The 12940-nt window shown below is 72.0% G+C and carries 14 protein-coding genes; all 14 read left to right on the plus strand.

The window, feature by feature from the left end; translation table 11 throughout:
• Positions 1-104 precede the first annotated feature (104 nt).
• The 14 genes from pgsA (at position 105) to secF (ending at position 12926) form a co-directional block, all read left to right on the plus strand.
• A complete protein-coding gene (gene pgsA / locus HS99_RS05085; RefSeq protein WP_030286338.1) occupies positions 105-752 on the plus strand; it encodes a phosphatidylinositol phosphate synthase in 648 nt (215 codons plus the stop codon).
• 16 nt (positions 753-768) lie between these two features.
• Positions 769-1737, plus strand: coding sequence for a phosphatidylinositol mannoside acyltransferase (locus HS99_RS05090; protein WP_232543176.1), 969 nt, complete (start codon positions 769-771; stop codon positions 1735-1737).
• 52 nt (positions 1738-1789) lie between these two features.
• Complete coding sequence (locus HS99_RS05095) at positions 1790-2974, plus strand: glycosyltransferase family 4 protein (protein WP_030553660.1); 1185 nt, start codon at positions 1790-1792, stop codon at positions 2972-2974.
• Between the two features lie 107 nt (positions 2975-3081).
• Positions 3082-3444, plus strand: coding sequence for a 5-carboxymethyl-2-hydroxymuconate Delta-isomerase (locus HS99_RS05100; RefSeq protein ID WP_030286344.1), 363 nt, complete (start codon positions 3082-3084; stop codon positions 3442-3444).
• A 61-nt stretch (positions 3445-3505) separates the two neighbouring features.
• On the plus strand, positions 3506-4051 hold the full coding sequence (locus HS99_RS05105; protein ID WP_030286346.1) for a hypothetical protein: 546 nt from the start codon (positions 3506-3508) through the stop codon (positions 4049-4051).
• A gap of 130 nt (positions 4052-4181) precedes the next feature.
• Positions 4182-5093 carry a pyridoxal 5'-phosphate synthase lyase subunit PdxS gene (gene pdxS / locus HS99_RS05110; RefSeq protein WP_030286348.1) on the plus strand — a complete coding sequence of 304 codons (912 nt, stop codon included), beginning with the start codon at positions 4182-4184 and terminating at the stop codon, positions 5091-5093.
• A 96-nt stretch (positions 5094-5189) separates the two neighbouring features.
• Positions 5190-5807 carry a pyridoxal 5'-phosphate synthase glutaminase subunit PdxT gene (gene pdxT / locus HS99_RS05115; protein ID WP_030286350.1) on the plus strand — a complete coding sequence of 206 codons (618 nt, stop codon included), beginning with the start codon at positions 5190-5192 and terminating at the stop codon, positions 5805-5807.
• 88 nt (positions 5808-5895) lie between these two features.
• On the plus strand, positions 5896-6654 hold the full coding sequence (locus HS99_RS05120; RefSeq protein WP_030286352.1) for a YebC/PmpR family DNA-binding transcriptional regulator: 759 nt from the start codon (positions 5896-5898) through the stop codon (positions 6652-6654).
• A gap of 169 nt (positions 6655-6823) precedes the next feature.
• Positions 6824-7396, plus strand: a complete 573-nt coding sequence (gene ruvC / locus HS99_RS05125; RefSeq protein ID WP_030286354.1) for a crossover junction endodeoxyribonuclease RuvC — start codon at positions 6824-6826, stop codon at positions 7394-7396.
• A complete protein-coding gene (ruvA, locus tag HS99_RS05130) occupies positions 7393-8004 on the plus strand; it encodes a Holliday junction branch migration protein RuvA (RefSeq protein WP_030286355.1) in 612 nt (203 codons plus the stop codon). Before ruvC ends, ruvA begins: the two co-directional genes overlap by 4 nt.
• An 86-nt stretch (positions 8005-8090) precedes the next feature.
• Positions 8091-9158: a Holliday junction branch migration DNA helicase RuvB gene (gene ruvB / locus HS99_RS05135; RefSeq protein WP_030286356.1), complete on the plus strand. Its 1068-nt coding sequence runs from the start codon at positions 8091-8093 to the stop codon at positions 9156-9158.
• Between the two features lie 260 nt (positions 9159-9418).
• Positions 9419-9829 (plus strand): preprotein translocase subunit YajC, encoded by a 411-nt coding sequence (gene yajC / locus HS99_RS05140; RefSeq protein ID WP_046386817.1) that lies wholly within the window; start codon positions 9419-9421, stop codon positions 9827-9829.
• Positions 9830-9976: 147 nt separating this feature from the next.
• The gene (gene secD / locus HS99_RS05145; protein WP_030553663.1) at positions 9977-11824 is read left to right on the plus strand and encodes a protein translocase subunit SecD; all 1848 of its coding nucleotides are present in this window, start codon (positions 9977-9979) and stop codon (positions 11822-11824) included.
• Positions 11825-11828: 4 nt separating this feature from the next.
• The gene (gene secF, locus HS99_RS05150; RefSeq protein WP_030553665.1) at positions 11829-12926 is read left to right on the plus strand and encodes a protein translocase subunit SecF; all 1098 of its coding nucleotides are present in this window, start codon (positions 11829-11831) and stop codon (positions 12924-12926) included.
• The last annotated feature ends 14 nt before the right edge of the window (positions 12927-12940 follow it).

Consider the following 12940-nt stretch of genomic DNA (forward strand, 5'->3'; position numbering starts at 1 on the left):
GGCGTGGCTACGATGGGTGCGCCGGGCGGGCTCATTCGTCCGGCCGTCTGCCGCGTCCGCTGCGCCAGGCGGGTACCTGGGAGATCGGAGCGGCTGGGAAGGCCATGCTCAACAAATACGCGCGTGCCTTCTTCACACGTGTTCTGACCCCGTTCGCCGCGTTCCTGATCCGGTTGGGCGTGAGCCCGGACGCCGTGACGCTGATCGGTACCGCCGGTTCGGTGGCCGGTGCGCTGGTGTTCTTCCCGCGCGGGGAGTTCTTCTGGGGCACCATCACGATCACGCTGTTCATCTTCTCGGACCTGGTGGACGGGAACATGGCCCGTCAGCTGGGTCGGAGCAGCAAGTGGGGGGCGTTCCTGGACTCCACGCTGGACCGGGTCGCGGATGCGGCGATCTTCGGTGGTCTGGCGATGTGGTACGCGGGCAAGGGTGACAACAACCTGCTGTGCGCGGTGGCGATCTTCTGTCTGGCCAGTGGGCTGGTGGTGTCGTACACCAAGGCGCGGGCGGAGAGCCAGGGCCTGCCGTGCGACGTGTCGGGGCTGGTTGAGCGGGCCGAGCGGCTGGTGATCAGCCTGGTGGCGGCCGGGGTCGCGGGTCTGCACGAGTTCGGGGTGCCGTACGTGGAGTGGCTGCTGCCGGTGGCGCTGTGGCTGGTGGCGGCGGGCAGCCTGGTGACGGTGTTCCAGCGGATGCTGACCGTGCGCCGGGAGGCGTTCGAGGCCGACCGAGCGGCGGCCGGGAGTTGACGGGGGGCGTCCTGCGGTGACGGACCGACTGGTGTACTGGGCGTACGCGCTGGGGTGGGCGGTGCTGAAGCACCTGCCGGAGCCGGTGGCGCGGTGGCTGTTCGACCGGCTGGCGGACTATGCGTGGCGCCGCCGGGGACCGCGGGTGCTCCAGCTGGAGGCGAACCTTCGGCGGGTGCGTCCGGGGCTGCACGAGGCGGCGCTGCGGCGGTTGTCGCGGGCCGGGATGCGGTCGTACCTGCGGTACTGGATGGAGTCCTTCCGGCTGCCGGTGTGGAGCCGGGAGCGGGTCCTGCGGGACGTCCAGGTGGACGGCCTGGAGCGCCTGCGGGAGGCGCTGGAGTCCGGGCGGGGCGCGGTGGTGGCGCTGCCGCACATGGGCAACTGGGATTTGGCAGGCACCTGGATAGCGCAGCTGGGCCACCCGTTCACCACGGTCGCCGAGCGGCTGAAGCCGGAGCGGCTGTTCGACCGGTTCGTCGCGTTCCGGGAGGGCCAGGGCATGGAGGTCCTGGCGTTGACCGGTGGCGGGGTGAACGTGATCGGCACGCTGGCGCGGCGGCTGCGCGAGGGCAAGCTGGTCTGCCTGGTGGGGGACCGGGACCTCTCGGAGGCGGGCATCGAGGTGTCGTTCTTCGGTGAGCCGACCCGGATGCCGGCCGGGCCGGCGGCGCTGTGCCAGCGCACGGGGGCGGCGCTGCTGCCGGCGACGCTGTGGTACGACGGCCCGGTGCTGCGCGGGACCATCCACCCCGAGGTGCCGGTGCCCGAGGAGGGCGACCGCAAGGCGCGGACGCTGGCGATGACCCAGGCGATGGCCGACGTGTGGCAGCGCGGGATCGGCGAGCACCCGCAGGACTGGCACATGCTGCAGAAGTTCTGGCTGGCCGACCTGCCGGCCCGTGAGCCGGCGGCGGGGGGCGGGTCCGCCGGTGCGCGTCCCGAGTCCGCCGCGGAGCCCGCCGCCGGGGCCTCCGGGGCCTAGGGAGCGCCCTGGCCCGGCCCGTACGACCTGCCCGAAGGAGCTTGAGGAACCCGTGAAGATCGGCATCGTCTGCCCGTACGACTGGGACGTCCCCGGCGGGGTGCAGTTCCACATCCGGGACCTCGCCGAGCACCTGATCGGCCTGGGGCACGAGGTGTCGGTGCTGGCGCCGGCCGAGGACGAGGAGGCGCTGCCGCCGTACGTGGTCTCGGCGGGGCGGGCGGTGGCCGTGCCGTACAACGGGTCGGTGGCACGGCTGAGCTTCGGCATCCTGTCGGCGGCGCGGGTGCGGAGGTGGCTGCGCGAGGGGCACTTCGACATCCTGCACGTGCACGAGCCGGCCTCGCCGAGCCTGTCGATGCTGGCGGCCTGGTCGGCCACCGGGCCGATGGTGGGCACCTTCCACACCTCGAACCCGCGGTCGCGGGCGATGATCGCGGCCTCGCCGATACTCCAGCCCGGGCTGGAGAAGATGCGGGCCCGGATCGCGGTGTCGGAGTACGCCCGGCGAACCCTGGTGGAGCACCTGGGCGGGGACGCGGTGGTGATCCCGAACGGGGTGGACGTCGGGTTCTTCGCGGGGGCCGAGCCGGACGAGCGGTGGACCGGCCGCGCGGCGGCGGGGGAGCCGGGCACGATCGGCTTCATCGGCCGGATCAACGAGCCGCGCAAGGGCCTGCCGACGCTGCTGGCGGCGCTGCCCAGGATCCTGGCCGAGCGGCCGGGGGTGCGGCTGCTGGTGGCGGGCAAGGGCGACGAGGAGGAGGCCGTGGCCGGCCTGCCGCCCGAGGTCCGCGGGCAGGTGGAGTTCCTGGGCATGGTCTCGGACCGGGAGAAGGCGCGGCTGCTGCGCAGCGTGGACCTGTACGTGGCGCCGAACACCGGGGGCGAGAGCTTCGGGATCATCCTGGTGGAGGCGATGTCGGCGGGTGCCCCGGTACTGGCGAGCGACCTCGACGCGTTCAAGCAGGTGCTGGACGGCGGCGACGCCGGGGAGCTGTTCCCGGTGGAGGACGCGGACGCGCTGGCCCGTACGGCGCTGCGGCTGCTGGGGGATCCGGCGCGGCTGGAGGAGCTGAGCAAGGCGGCCTCGCGGCACGTGCGGCGGTTCGACTGGTCGACGGTCGGCGCGGACATCCTGGCGGTGTACGAGACCGTGACGGCGGGGGCCGCGGCGGTGGTCGAGGAGGACGTCCGCAGCGGGCGGCGGGGGCGGTTCGGGCTGGCGAGGGACTGAGCGCCGGGACCGGGTGCCGGGACCGAGCGCCCGGGGCTTCCGAGGGCCCGGATGTCAGCGGCGTTAGGGTCGGGCCGAACGCACCACTGTGACCCATGGGGGAAACGATGCCGCAGATCTCCGTCGACTACTCGTCCGGCCTGGCCGGGACCTTCGACCGCCGGGCGCTGGGCCTGGCCATCAACCGGCTGGCCGAGGAGACCATCGACGCCAAGCCGGAGTCCTGCAAGACGCTGTTCCGGCAGAGCGAGGAACTGGTGGTCGGCAGCACCGGGCTGGGGGGCGACGCCCAGGTGTACGTCGAGTTCCAGATCTTCCCGGGCCGTACGCCGGAGGCGAAGGCGGCGCTGAGCGAGGGCGTCATGGCCCTGCTGGCCGAGCACGTCGCCCCGCTGCCGGGAGGCCGGCTGTTCACGGCGGTCAGCATCGAGGACATCGACCGGGAGAGCTACCGCAACGCGACCGCCTGAGTGCGCCGCCGTGGCTGACGCCGGGCGGGGCGGCCGGTGACACCCGGTAACGTAGCGGTCCGTGACTACCTGGATCTGGGCCGGCGTGGCCGTGGTGCTGTTCGGCATGTACCTGAGTTGGACGGCCGGGCGCCTGGACCGGCTGCACGCCCGGATCGACGCGGCGCGCGCGGCGCTGGACGCGCAGTTGGTCCGCCGGGCCTCGGTGGCGATGGAGCTGGCGACGTCCTCGCTGCTGGATCCGGCGGCCTCGCTGCTGCTGCTGGACGCGGCGCACGCGGCCCGGCAGGCCGAGGACGAGCAGCGCGAGGTGGCGGAGAGCCAGCTGAGCCTGGCACTGCGGGCGGTGCTGGACGAGCCGGAGCAGGTGGCGGCGCTGGTGGCCGAGCCGGGTGGCGAGGAGGCGGTTCGGGACCTGACGGCCGCGGTGCGCCGGGTCCCGATGGCCCGCCGGTTCCACAACGACGCGGTGCGGGCGGCGCGGGCGGTGCGGGAGCACCGGCTGGTGCGGTACTTCCGGCTGGCGGGCAAGGCGCCGTTCCCGATGGCCTTCGAGATGGACGACGCCGCACCGCCCGCCCTCACGCCGGAAGGGGCGCCCGCGTAGGGTCTGTCCCCGGATACGGCCCGTTTGTCGCATCCCGTCGCCCGGGCTGGACTTGGTGGCACATCGTTGGGCCACCCGTTCCGCCTACCATAGGGCGATAGCACTGGTTCATCTTCGAGTGAGGTCTCACGTGTCCACCACCCCCACCACCGCAGACCAGCCGCAGATCGGTACCGCCCGGGTCAAGCGCGGCATGGCCGAGCAGCTCAAGGGCGGTGTGATCATGGACGTGGTCAACGCCGAGCAGGCGAAGATCGCCGAGGACGCCGGCGCGGTGGCCGTCATGGCGCTGGAGCGGGTTCCGGCCGACATCCGCAAGGACGGCGGCGTGGCCCGCATGTCCGACCCGAACATGATCGAGGAGATCATCGAGGCGGTCTCCATCCCGGTGATGGCCAAGTCCCGCATCGGTCACTTCGTCGAGGCCCAGGTCCTGCAGTCCCTCGGGGTCGACTACATCGACGAGTCCGAGGTGCTGACCCCGGCCGACGAGGTCAACCACTCCGACAAGTGGGCCTTCACCACCCCCTTCGTCTGCGGTGCCACCAACCTGGGCGAGGCCCTGCGCCGTATCGCCGAGGGCGCGGCCATGATCCGCTCGAAGGGCGAGGCCGGCACCGGCAACGTCGTCGAGGCCGTCCGCCACCTGCGCCAGATCAAGAACGAGATCGGCCACCTGCGCGCGCTGGACCACAACGAGCTGTACGCCGCCGCCAAGGAGCTGCGCGCCCCGTACGAGCTGGTCAAGGAGGTCGCCGAGCTCGGCAAGCTGCCGGTCGTGCTGTTCTCCGCCGGTGGCGTGGCCACCCCGGCCGACGCCGCGCTGATGCGCCAGCTGGGCGCCGAGGGCGTCTTCGTCGGCTCCGGCATCTTCAAGTCGGGCGACCCGGCCAAGCGTGCCGCCGCCATCGTGAAGGCCACCACCTTCTTCGACGACCCGAAGATCATCGCCGATGCCTCCCGCAACCTGGGCGAGGCCATGGTCGGCATCAACTGCGACACCCTGCCGGAGACCGAGCGCTACGCCAACCGCGGCTGGTAATCGCTTCCTCCCCTTCGCCGGCCCGCCGCAGCGCCTCGGTGTGCGGCGGGCCGCGCCGCGTACGCCCGTAGTAACGATCGATTGAGGTTGAAGACCGTGAGCACTCCCGTCATCGGCGTCCTCGCCCTGCAGGGCGACGTCCGCGAGCACCTGGTGGCGCTGGCCGAGGCCGACGCGCTCGCCCGTCCGGTGCGCCGCGCCGAGGAGCTGGCCGAGGTCGACGCGCTGGTGATCCCCGGTGGGGAGTCCACCACCATGTCCAAGCTGGCACTGCTGTTCGGCGTGATGGACCCGCTGCGCGAGCGGGTCGCCGCCGGCATGCCGGTGTACGGCACCTGCGCGGGCATGATCATGCTGGCCGACAAGATCCTCGACGGCCGGGAGGACCAGGAGAGCGTCGGCGGCATCGACATGACGGTGCGCCGCAACGCCTTCGGCCGCCAGAACGAGTCCTTCGAGTCGGGGATCGCCTTCAAGGGCCTGGACGACGCGCCGGTGCACGGCGTCTTCATCCGCGCCCCCTGGGTCGAGGCGGTCGGCGCGGGCGTCGAGGTGCTGGCCGAGCTGCCCGGCGCGGACGGGCCGGAGAGCCGGATCGTGGCCGTGCGCCAGGGGAACCTGCTGGCCACCTCGTTCCACCCGGAGCTCACCGGCGACCACCGGGTGCACGCCTACTTCGTGAAGATGGTCGAGGAGCACCTCGCCGCCGAGTAGGGCCCGGTGGCCGTGTGTGCCTCACCGGTGACGACACCGGTAAGATCTCATCTGTTCATTTCCCTTTGGCGACGTAAAGGAGCTGGCGATGTCCGGCCACTCTAAGTGGGCTACCACCAAGCACAAGAAGGCCGTGATCGACGCCAAGCGCGGCAAGCTCTTCGCCAAGATGATCAAGAACATCGAGGTGGCGGCGCGCACCGGCGGTCCCGACCCGGCGGGCAACCCCACCCTCTACGACGCCATCCAGAAGGCGAAGAAGAGCTCGGTCCCGATCGACAACATCAACCGCGCCGTCAAGCGCGGTGGCGGTCTGGAGGCCGGCGGCGCCGACTACCAGACCATCATGTACGAGGGCTACGGCCCGAACGGCGTCGCCGTCCTGATCGAGTGCCTCACCGACAACCGCAACCGCGCGGCCTCCGACGTGCGCGTCGCGATGACCCGAAACGGCGGCTCGATGGCCGACCCGGGCTCGGTGTCCTACCTGTTCACCCGCAAGGGCGTCGTGATCGTCCCCAAGGCGGACGGTGTCGACGAGGACAAGCTGTTCGAGATCGTCCTCGACCAGGACCCCGAGGAGATCAACGACCTCGGCGACTCCTTCGAGATCGTCTCCGAGGCCTCCAAGATGGTCGACGTGCGCACCGCGCTGGTCGACGCCGGCGTCGACTACGACTCGGCCGAGGCCAACTTCCTCCCGAGCATGCAGGTCGAGCTGGACGTCGACGGCGCCCGCAAGATCCTCAAGCTGATCGACGCCCTGGAGGACAGCGACGACGTGCAGAACGTCTTCGCCAACTTCGACATCCCCGACGAGGTCGGCGCGCAGCTCGACGCCGAGTAGGCGCGGCATCGGTCGATCGACGGCGAGTGACCGTTCTCACTGCCCGGCCCGGTGGTCCCAGGACCGCCGGGCCGGTGTCGTCCGCGGGGTTGTCGTACCCGGTCGGTAGCCTTCGCAGGTCGTTCGCCTCGGGGCGAGGGGCGGGTCACAGAGAGAGGCGGGGCGCGACGTGCGGGTGCTGGGCGTGGACCCGGGGCTGACCAGGTGCGGGGTCGGCGTGGTCGAGGGCGCGCCCGGCAGGCCGCTGCGGATGGCCGGGGTGGGCGTGGTGCGCACGCCGGCCGAGGCGGACGTCGGACAGCGGCTGCTGCTGGTCGAGCAGGGCCTGGAGAGCTGGCTGGACGAGCACCGGCCGGACCTGGTCGCGGTCGAGCGGGTCTTCGCGCAGCACAACGTGCGGACGGTGATGGGGACGGCCCAGGCGAGCGCGGTCGCGATGCTCTGCGCCACCCGGCGCGGCATCCCCGTCACCCTGCACACCCCCAGTGAGGTCAAGGCCGCCGTCACCGGCTCCGGTCGGGCGGACAAGGCCCAGGTCACGGCCATGGTGCAGCGCCTGCTGCGGCTGGACGCCCCGCCCAAGCCCGCCGACGCCGCCGACGCGCTGGCGCTGGCGATCTGCCACATCTGGCGCGGCGGGGCGACCAACCGGCTGCAGGCCGCCGTCCAGGCGGCCCGCACCTCCCCCCTGAAAGCCGATTCGCTGAAAGGCACCGCTCCCGTGAAAGGCACTGTCCGGTGATCGCCTTCGTGCAAGGACCTGTGGCGGCCATCGCCGCCGGAGTCGCGGTGGTCGAGGTGGGCGGGGTCGGCATGGCCGTCCAGTGCACCCCGACCACCCTGGCCGGCCTGCGGCTGGGCGAGCCCGCCCGGCTGGCGACCTCGCTGGTGGTCCGGGAGGACTCGCTGACCCTGTTCGGCTTCTCCGACGACGACGAGCGCGCCGTGTTCGAGATCCTCCAGGCCGCGCCGGGCGTCGGCCCCAAGCTGGCCCAGGCGATCCTCGGCGTGCACAGCCCCGACGCGCTGCGCTCCGCGGTGGCGAACGGGGACGAGAAGGCGCTGGTCGCGGTGCCGGGCATCGGTAAGGCGAAGGCGGCCAAGCTGCTGCTGGAGTACAAGGACAAGCTGGGCGCCCCGCACGGCGCGGTGCCCGCGCAGAAGCCGGTCGCCAGCGGCCCGGCGCCGTGGAGCGAGCAGCTGCACTCCGCGCTGACCGGCCTCGGCTACGCCCCGCGCGAGGCGGACGAGGCGGTCGCGGCTCTCACCCCGGAGGCGGAGGCCCAGCAGACGCCGGACGTCGGCGCGCTGCTCAGGCTCGCCCTGCGCGGCCTGAACCGCGCCCGCTGAACCCACCTGACGATCTGTCCGTTTGTCGACACCGTCTGTACGGTCGAGACCGTCGACACCGCTGACACCACCTGGAGCCCGCGAGGATGTACGAGGAACCCGCTGACCGGCTGGTCACGGCCGCCGCCGATGGCGAGGACCAGGCGGTGGAGGCCGCGCTGCGCCCCAAGCTGCTGGACGAGTTCATCGGCCAGGAGCGGGTGCGCGAGCAGCTGTCCCTGGTCCTCCAGGCGGCGCGCAAGCGCGGCAGTGCGCCCGACCACGTGCTGCTGAGCGGCCCGCCCGGGCTGGGCAAGACCACCCTGTCGATGATCATCGCCGCCGAGCTGGGCGCCCCGATCCGGATCACCTCCGGCCCGGCCATCCAGCACGCCGGGGACCTCGCGGCGATCCTCTCCTCGCTCACCGAGGGCGAGGTGCTCTTCCTCGACGAGATCCACCGGATGTCCCGGCCCGCCGAGGAGATGCTCTACATGGCGATGGAGGACTTCCGGGTCGACGTGATCGTCGGCAAGGGCCCGGGCGCCACCGCCATCCCGCTGGAGCTGCCGCCCTTCACCCTGGTCGGCGCCACCACCCGGGCCGGCCTGCTGCCGCCGCCGCTGCGCGACCGCTTCGGCTTCACCGGGCACATGGAGTTCTACGCCCCGACCGAGTTGCAGCGGGTGGTGCACCGCTCGGCCACGCTGCTGGACGTGGAGATAGACCCGGCGGGCGCGGCCGAGATCGCCGGGCGCTCGCGCGGCACCCCGCGCATCGCCAACCGGCTGCTGCGCCGGGTTCGCGACTACGCGCAGGTCCGGCACGACGGTGTGGTCACCGCCGAGATCGCCGGCCAGGCGCTGGACGTCTACGAGGTGGACGCCCGCGGCCTGGACCGGCTGGACCGCGCGGTGCTGGACGCCCTGCTGCGGCTGTTCGGCGGCGGACCGGTCGGTTTGTCGACACTCGCGGTCGCCGTGGGGGAGGAGGCCGAGACGGTCGAGGAGGTGGCCGAGCCCTTCCTGGTCCGCGAGGGCCTGCTCGCCCGCACTCCGCGCGGGCGGATCGCCACCGCCGCCGCCTGGCAGCACCTCGGGATGACTCCGCCGGTCCAGACCACGCGCGGCAGCGTGCCGCCCCAGCCGGAGCTGTTCCCGGCGGACGGAAGTTGACGGGCCTGGGCTGAACGGGTGAGAGGTGGCGTCCGGTTCCCGGCCCGGCCCGGTGCCGCGCCCCTTGGAGGTCCCGGGGCGGAAGTCCGGGGAAACCGTGCAGGCGGAGGGTCGCCACTTTCGGCGGCAGGATGCGATGCTTGGCGTTGTCCGATCAGTTCGGGGTCGCCTAGACTCCGCCGGACCGCCCCTCTCACCTGACGGGCCGACCCATACCACACAGGCCGCCGGCCGGCGGCCCGTAAAGGACCCTGGCTGCAGTGAACCTCATCATCCTTCTCCTCCCGATCATCGCGATCGTGCTCATGTTCCGGTCGCAGAAGAAGCGCCAGTCGCAGATGCAGCAGATGCAGACGGCGCTGGAGCCCGGGGCGGGAGTGCGCACCATCGGCGGCCTGTACGCCCAGGTGAAGGCGGTCAACGACGAGACCGTCGAGCTGGAGATCGCTCCCGGCGTGATCACCCACTTCACGAAGAGCGCCGTCGCGGCCGTCCTGGACCCCCAGGAGTACGACGCGATCATCAACGGTCGCCCCGAGGAGGACGAGCTGTCCGAGTCGGAGGCCGAGGACGTCACCGACGCCGCGCCGGCCGAGGACAAGCCGCTGTCGCTGACCAAGGACAGCGCCGAGAAGGGCGACGCCGAGGGCGGGGCTCCCGCGAGCAAGTAGTACGGACGGGCAACCCGCCCGTCCGCGCGGCGCAGTGCCGCGAGCCCACAGGACCTCAGGGCCGCAGAACCGTCATGCCCCCGTCCCGCCACGAGCCGGACGGGGGTCCGGTCGGGGAGGTGGCATGGACAGGGAGAAACGAGCAAGGTGGCAACACCCAAGTCGCGCCCGCGCGACGGCTACCCAGGGCGGGCGCTGGCCCTCATCCTGGTCGTCACCGTCGGACTGGTCGCCCTCATGTTCGGGACGGGCAACACCAAGCCCCGGCTCGGTATCGACCTCGCCGGCGGCACCAGCATCACGCTGACCGCGAAGTCGACCGATCCCAAGGCGGTCAACAAGTCCAACATGGACATCGCCACCGGGATCATCGAGCGCCGGGTCAACGGAATGGGTGTCTCCGAGGCGGAGGTCCAGACCCAGGGCTCGGACACGATCATCGTGAACATCCCCAAGGGCGGCGACCGGCAGAACGCGGCGGACCAGGTCGGTACCACCGCGAAGCTGTTCTTCCGTCCGGTCCTGGCCGTGGCGCCCAGCGGCATCACCGCGCCGGCGCCCACCGGCACCCCGTCCGCCGGCGCCTCCGGCAGCCCGAGCGCCGCCCCCTCGGGCAGCGCCACCCCGTCGGCCTCCGCCAGCGCGGGTTCCTCCGCGAGCCACGCGCCGACCGCCTCCGCGAGCGCCACCAAGCAGGGCCGCTCCGTCGGTGAGGCGCTGGCCGCCGAGGCCGCCAGCCCGTCGGCCGCCGCCACGGGCGCGAGCACCGCTCCGTCCGCCGCCGCCTCCGGCTCGGCCGCCCCGTCCGCCTCCGGCGCCCCGAGCGCCCAGGCCACCCAGCCGAGCGCCGCCGACCTGAGCGCCGCGATGACCCAGGGCACCGTCCCGCCGGAGCTGCAGGCCGCCTTCGCGAACCTCGACTGCTCCAAGCCCGAGGTCCGCGCGGCGCAGACCGGCGCCGACGACAAGGCCATGGTCGCCTGCTCGCAGAAGCCCGAGAACGGCTACTACGAGAAGCTGGCGCTCGGCCCCGCGGCCGTGAAGGGCTCGGACGTCTCGAAGGCCCAGCCGAGCCTGGACACCCAGACCGGTGCCGGCTGGCAGGTGCAGCTGCAGTTCAACGGCACCGGCACCGACGCCTTCGCCAAGGTCACCGGCCAGCTGGCCACCCAGACCCCGCCGACCAACCAGTTCGCCATCGTGCTGGACAACCAGGTCGTCTCGCACCCGCAGGTCAACGGTCCGATCCCGGGCGGCAGCGCGGTCATCACCGGTCGCTTCAGCCAGGCGGAGGCGCAGGACCTGTCCAACGTGCTGAGCTACGGCGCCCTGCCGCTGGAGTTCGCCAAGAGCGACATCACCACCGTCTCCCCGGCGCTGGGCAGTGACCAGCTCAAGGCCGGTCTGGTGGCGGGCGCGATCGGCATGCTGCTGGTCGTCGCCTACTCGCTGGTCTACTACCGCGGCCTCGGCCTGGTCTCGATCGCCGGTCTGGTCGTCTCGGCGGCCCTGACCTACTCGATCATGAGCCTGCTCGGCGGCGGGATCGGCTTCGCGCTGAACCTGCCGGCGGTCTGCGGCGCGATCGTCGCGATCGGTATCACCGCCGACTCCTTCATCGTGTACTTCGAGCGCATCCGCGACGAGGTCCGCGAGGGCGCCCCGCTGCGCCCGGCGGTCCAGCGGGCCTGGCCGCGCGCCCGGCGCACCATCCTGGTCTCGGACTTCGTGTCCTTCCTCTGTGCCGCCGTGCTCTACGTGGTGTCGGTCGGCAAGGTCCAGGGCTTCGCGTTCACCCTGGGTCTGACCACCGCGCTCGACGTCGTGGTGATCTTCCTCTTCACCAAGCCGCTGATCACGCTGCTGGCCCGGCGCAAGTTCTTCTCCGACGGCCACCCGTGGTCCGGCCTGGACCCCAAGCGGCTGGGCGCCCGCCCGCCGCTGCGCAGCAGCCGTCGTCGTAGCCCCTCCTCTGCCGCCGTGAAGGAGGCCTGACACCGTGTCGCGCTTCTCCAATCTGGGCCACCGGCTCTACCAGGGCGAGGTCAGCTTCGACTTCGTCGGGCGCCGCAAGCTCTGGTACTCCATCTCCGGCGTGATCGTGCTGGTCGCGGCGATCGGCCTGGCCATGGGCCTGCACCTGGGCATCGAGTTCAAGGGCGGCTCGGTCTACACCGTGACCAAGCCGGGCCTGACGGTCTCGCAGGCGCAGGAGAAGGCCGACCAGGTCACCTCCTCGCACCCGCTGGTGCAGTCGACCGACAACAACAAGATCCGCATCCAGGTCAGCACCGACGAGCCGAAGAGCTCCGACGAGGTCCGCTCCCAGCTCGCCGAGAAGATCGGCGTGCCGCTGGACACCGTCGAGGCCCAGGTCATCGGCCCCAGCTGGGGCAAGCAGATCTCCAACAAGGCGATCACCGGCCTGATCATCTTCATGGTCCTGGTGACGGTCTACCTGGCGATCGCCTTCGAGTGGCGGATGGCGGTGGCCGCCCTGGTCGCCCTGATCCACGACCTCCTGATCACCATCGGCGTCTACGCCCTGGTGGGCTTCGAGGTCACCCCCGGTACGGTGATCGGCTTCCTGACCATCCTCGGGTACTCGCTCTACGACACGGTCGTCGTCTTCGACACCGTGAAGGAGAACACCAAGGGCCTCACCAAGCAGAACAAGCTCACCTACAGCGAGGCGGCCAACGCCGGCCTCAACCAGACCCTGGTGCGCTCGCTCAACACCACCGTGGTGGCGCTGCTGCCGGTCGCGGCGCTGCTGTTCATCGGCGGCGGCCTCCTGGGCGCCGGCACCCTGAACGACATCTCGCTCGCGCTGTTCATCGGCCTCGCGGCCGGTGCCTACTCCTCGATCTGCGTCGCCACCCCGCTGCTGGCGCAGCTCAAGGAGGAGCAGCCGGAGATGAAGGCGCTGCGCAAGCGCGTCCTGCAGCACCGGGCCGCGGCCGCCAGGGCGGAGGTCACGGACGCGGTGGCGACGGACGGGGGCGCGGACGAGGACCAGCCTGCGGGTATGGTCGGTCAGCGCGGCCGGTCGGCCGGCACCACGCGTGCCAAGGGCCGTCCGTCCACCAAGCGCTGAACCCGAACCGAAGG

Origin of the sequence: Kitasatospora aureofaciens, from assembly GCF_001188955.3 — a bacterium.
Taxonomy (GTDB): domain Bacteria; phylum Actinomycetota; class Actinomycetes; order Streptomycetales; family Streptomycetaceae; genus Kitasatospora; species Kitasatospora aureofaciens.

Bases quoted from the DNA above. Each gene is read 5' to 3' on its own strand.
- pgsA (WP_030286338.1), top strand. From the start codon at position 105: ATGCTCAACAAATACGCGCGTGCCTTCTTCACACGTGTTCTGACCCCG.
- HS99_RS05100 (WP_030286344.1), top strand. From the start codon at position 3,082: ATGCCGCAGATCTCCGTCGACTACTCGTCCGGCCTGGCCGGGACCTTC.
- HS99_RS05120 (WP_030286352.1), top strand. From the start codon at position 5,896: ATGTCCGGCCACTCTAAGTGGGCTACCACCAAGCACAAGAAGGCCGTG.
- ruvB (WP_030286356.1), top strand. From the start codon at position 8,091: ATGTACGAGGAACCCGCTGACCGGCTGGTCACGGCCGCCGCCGATGGC.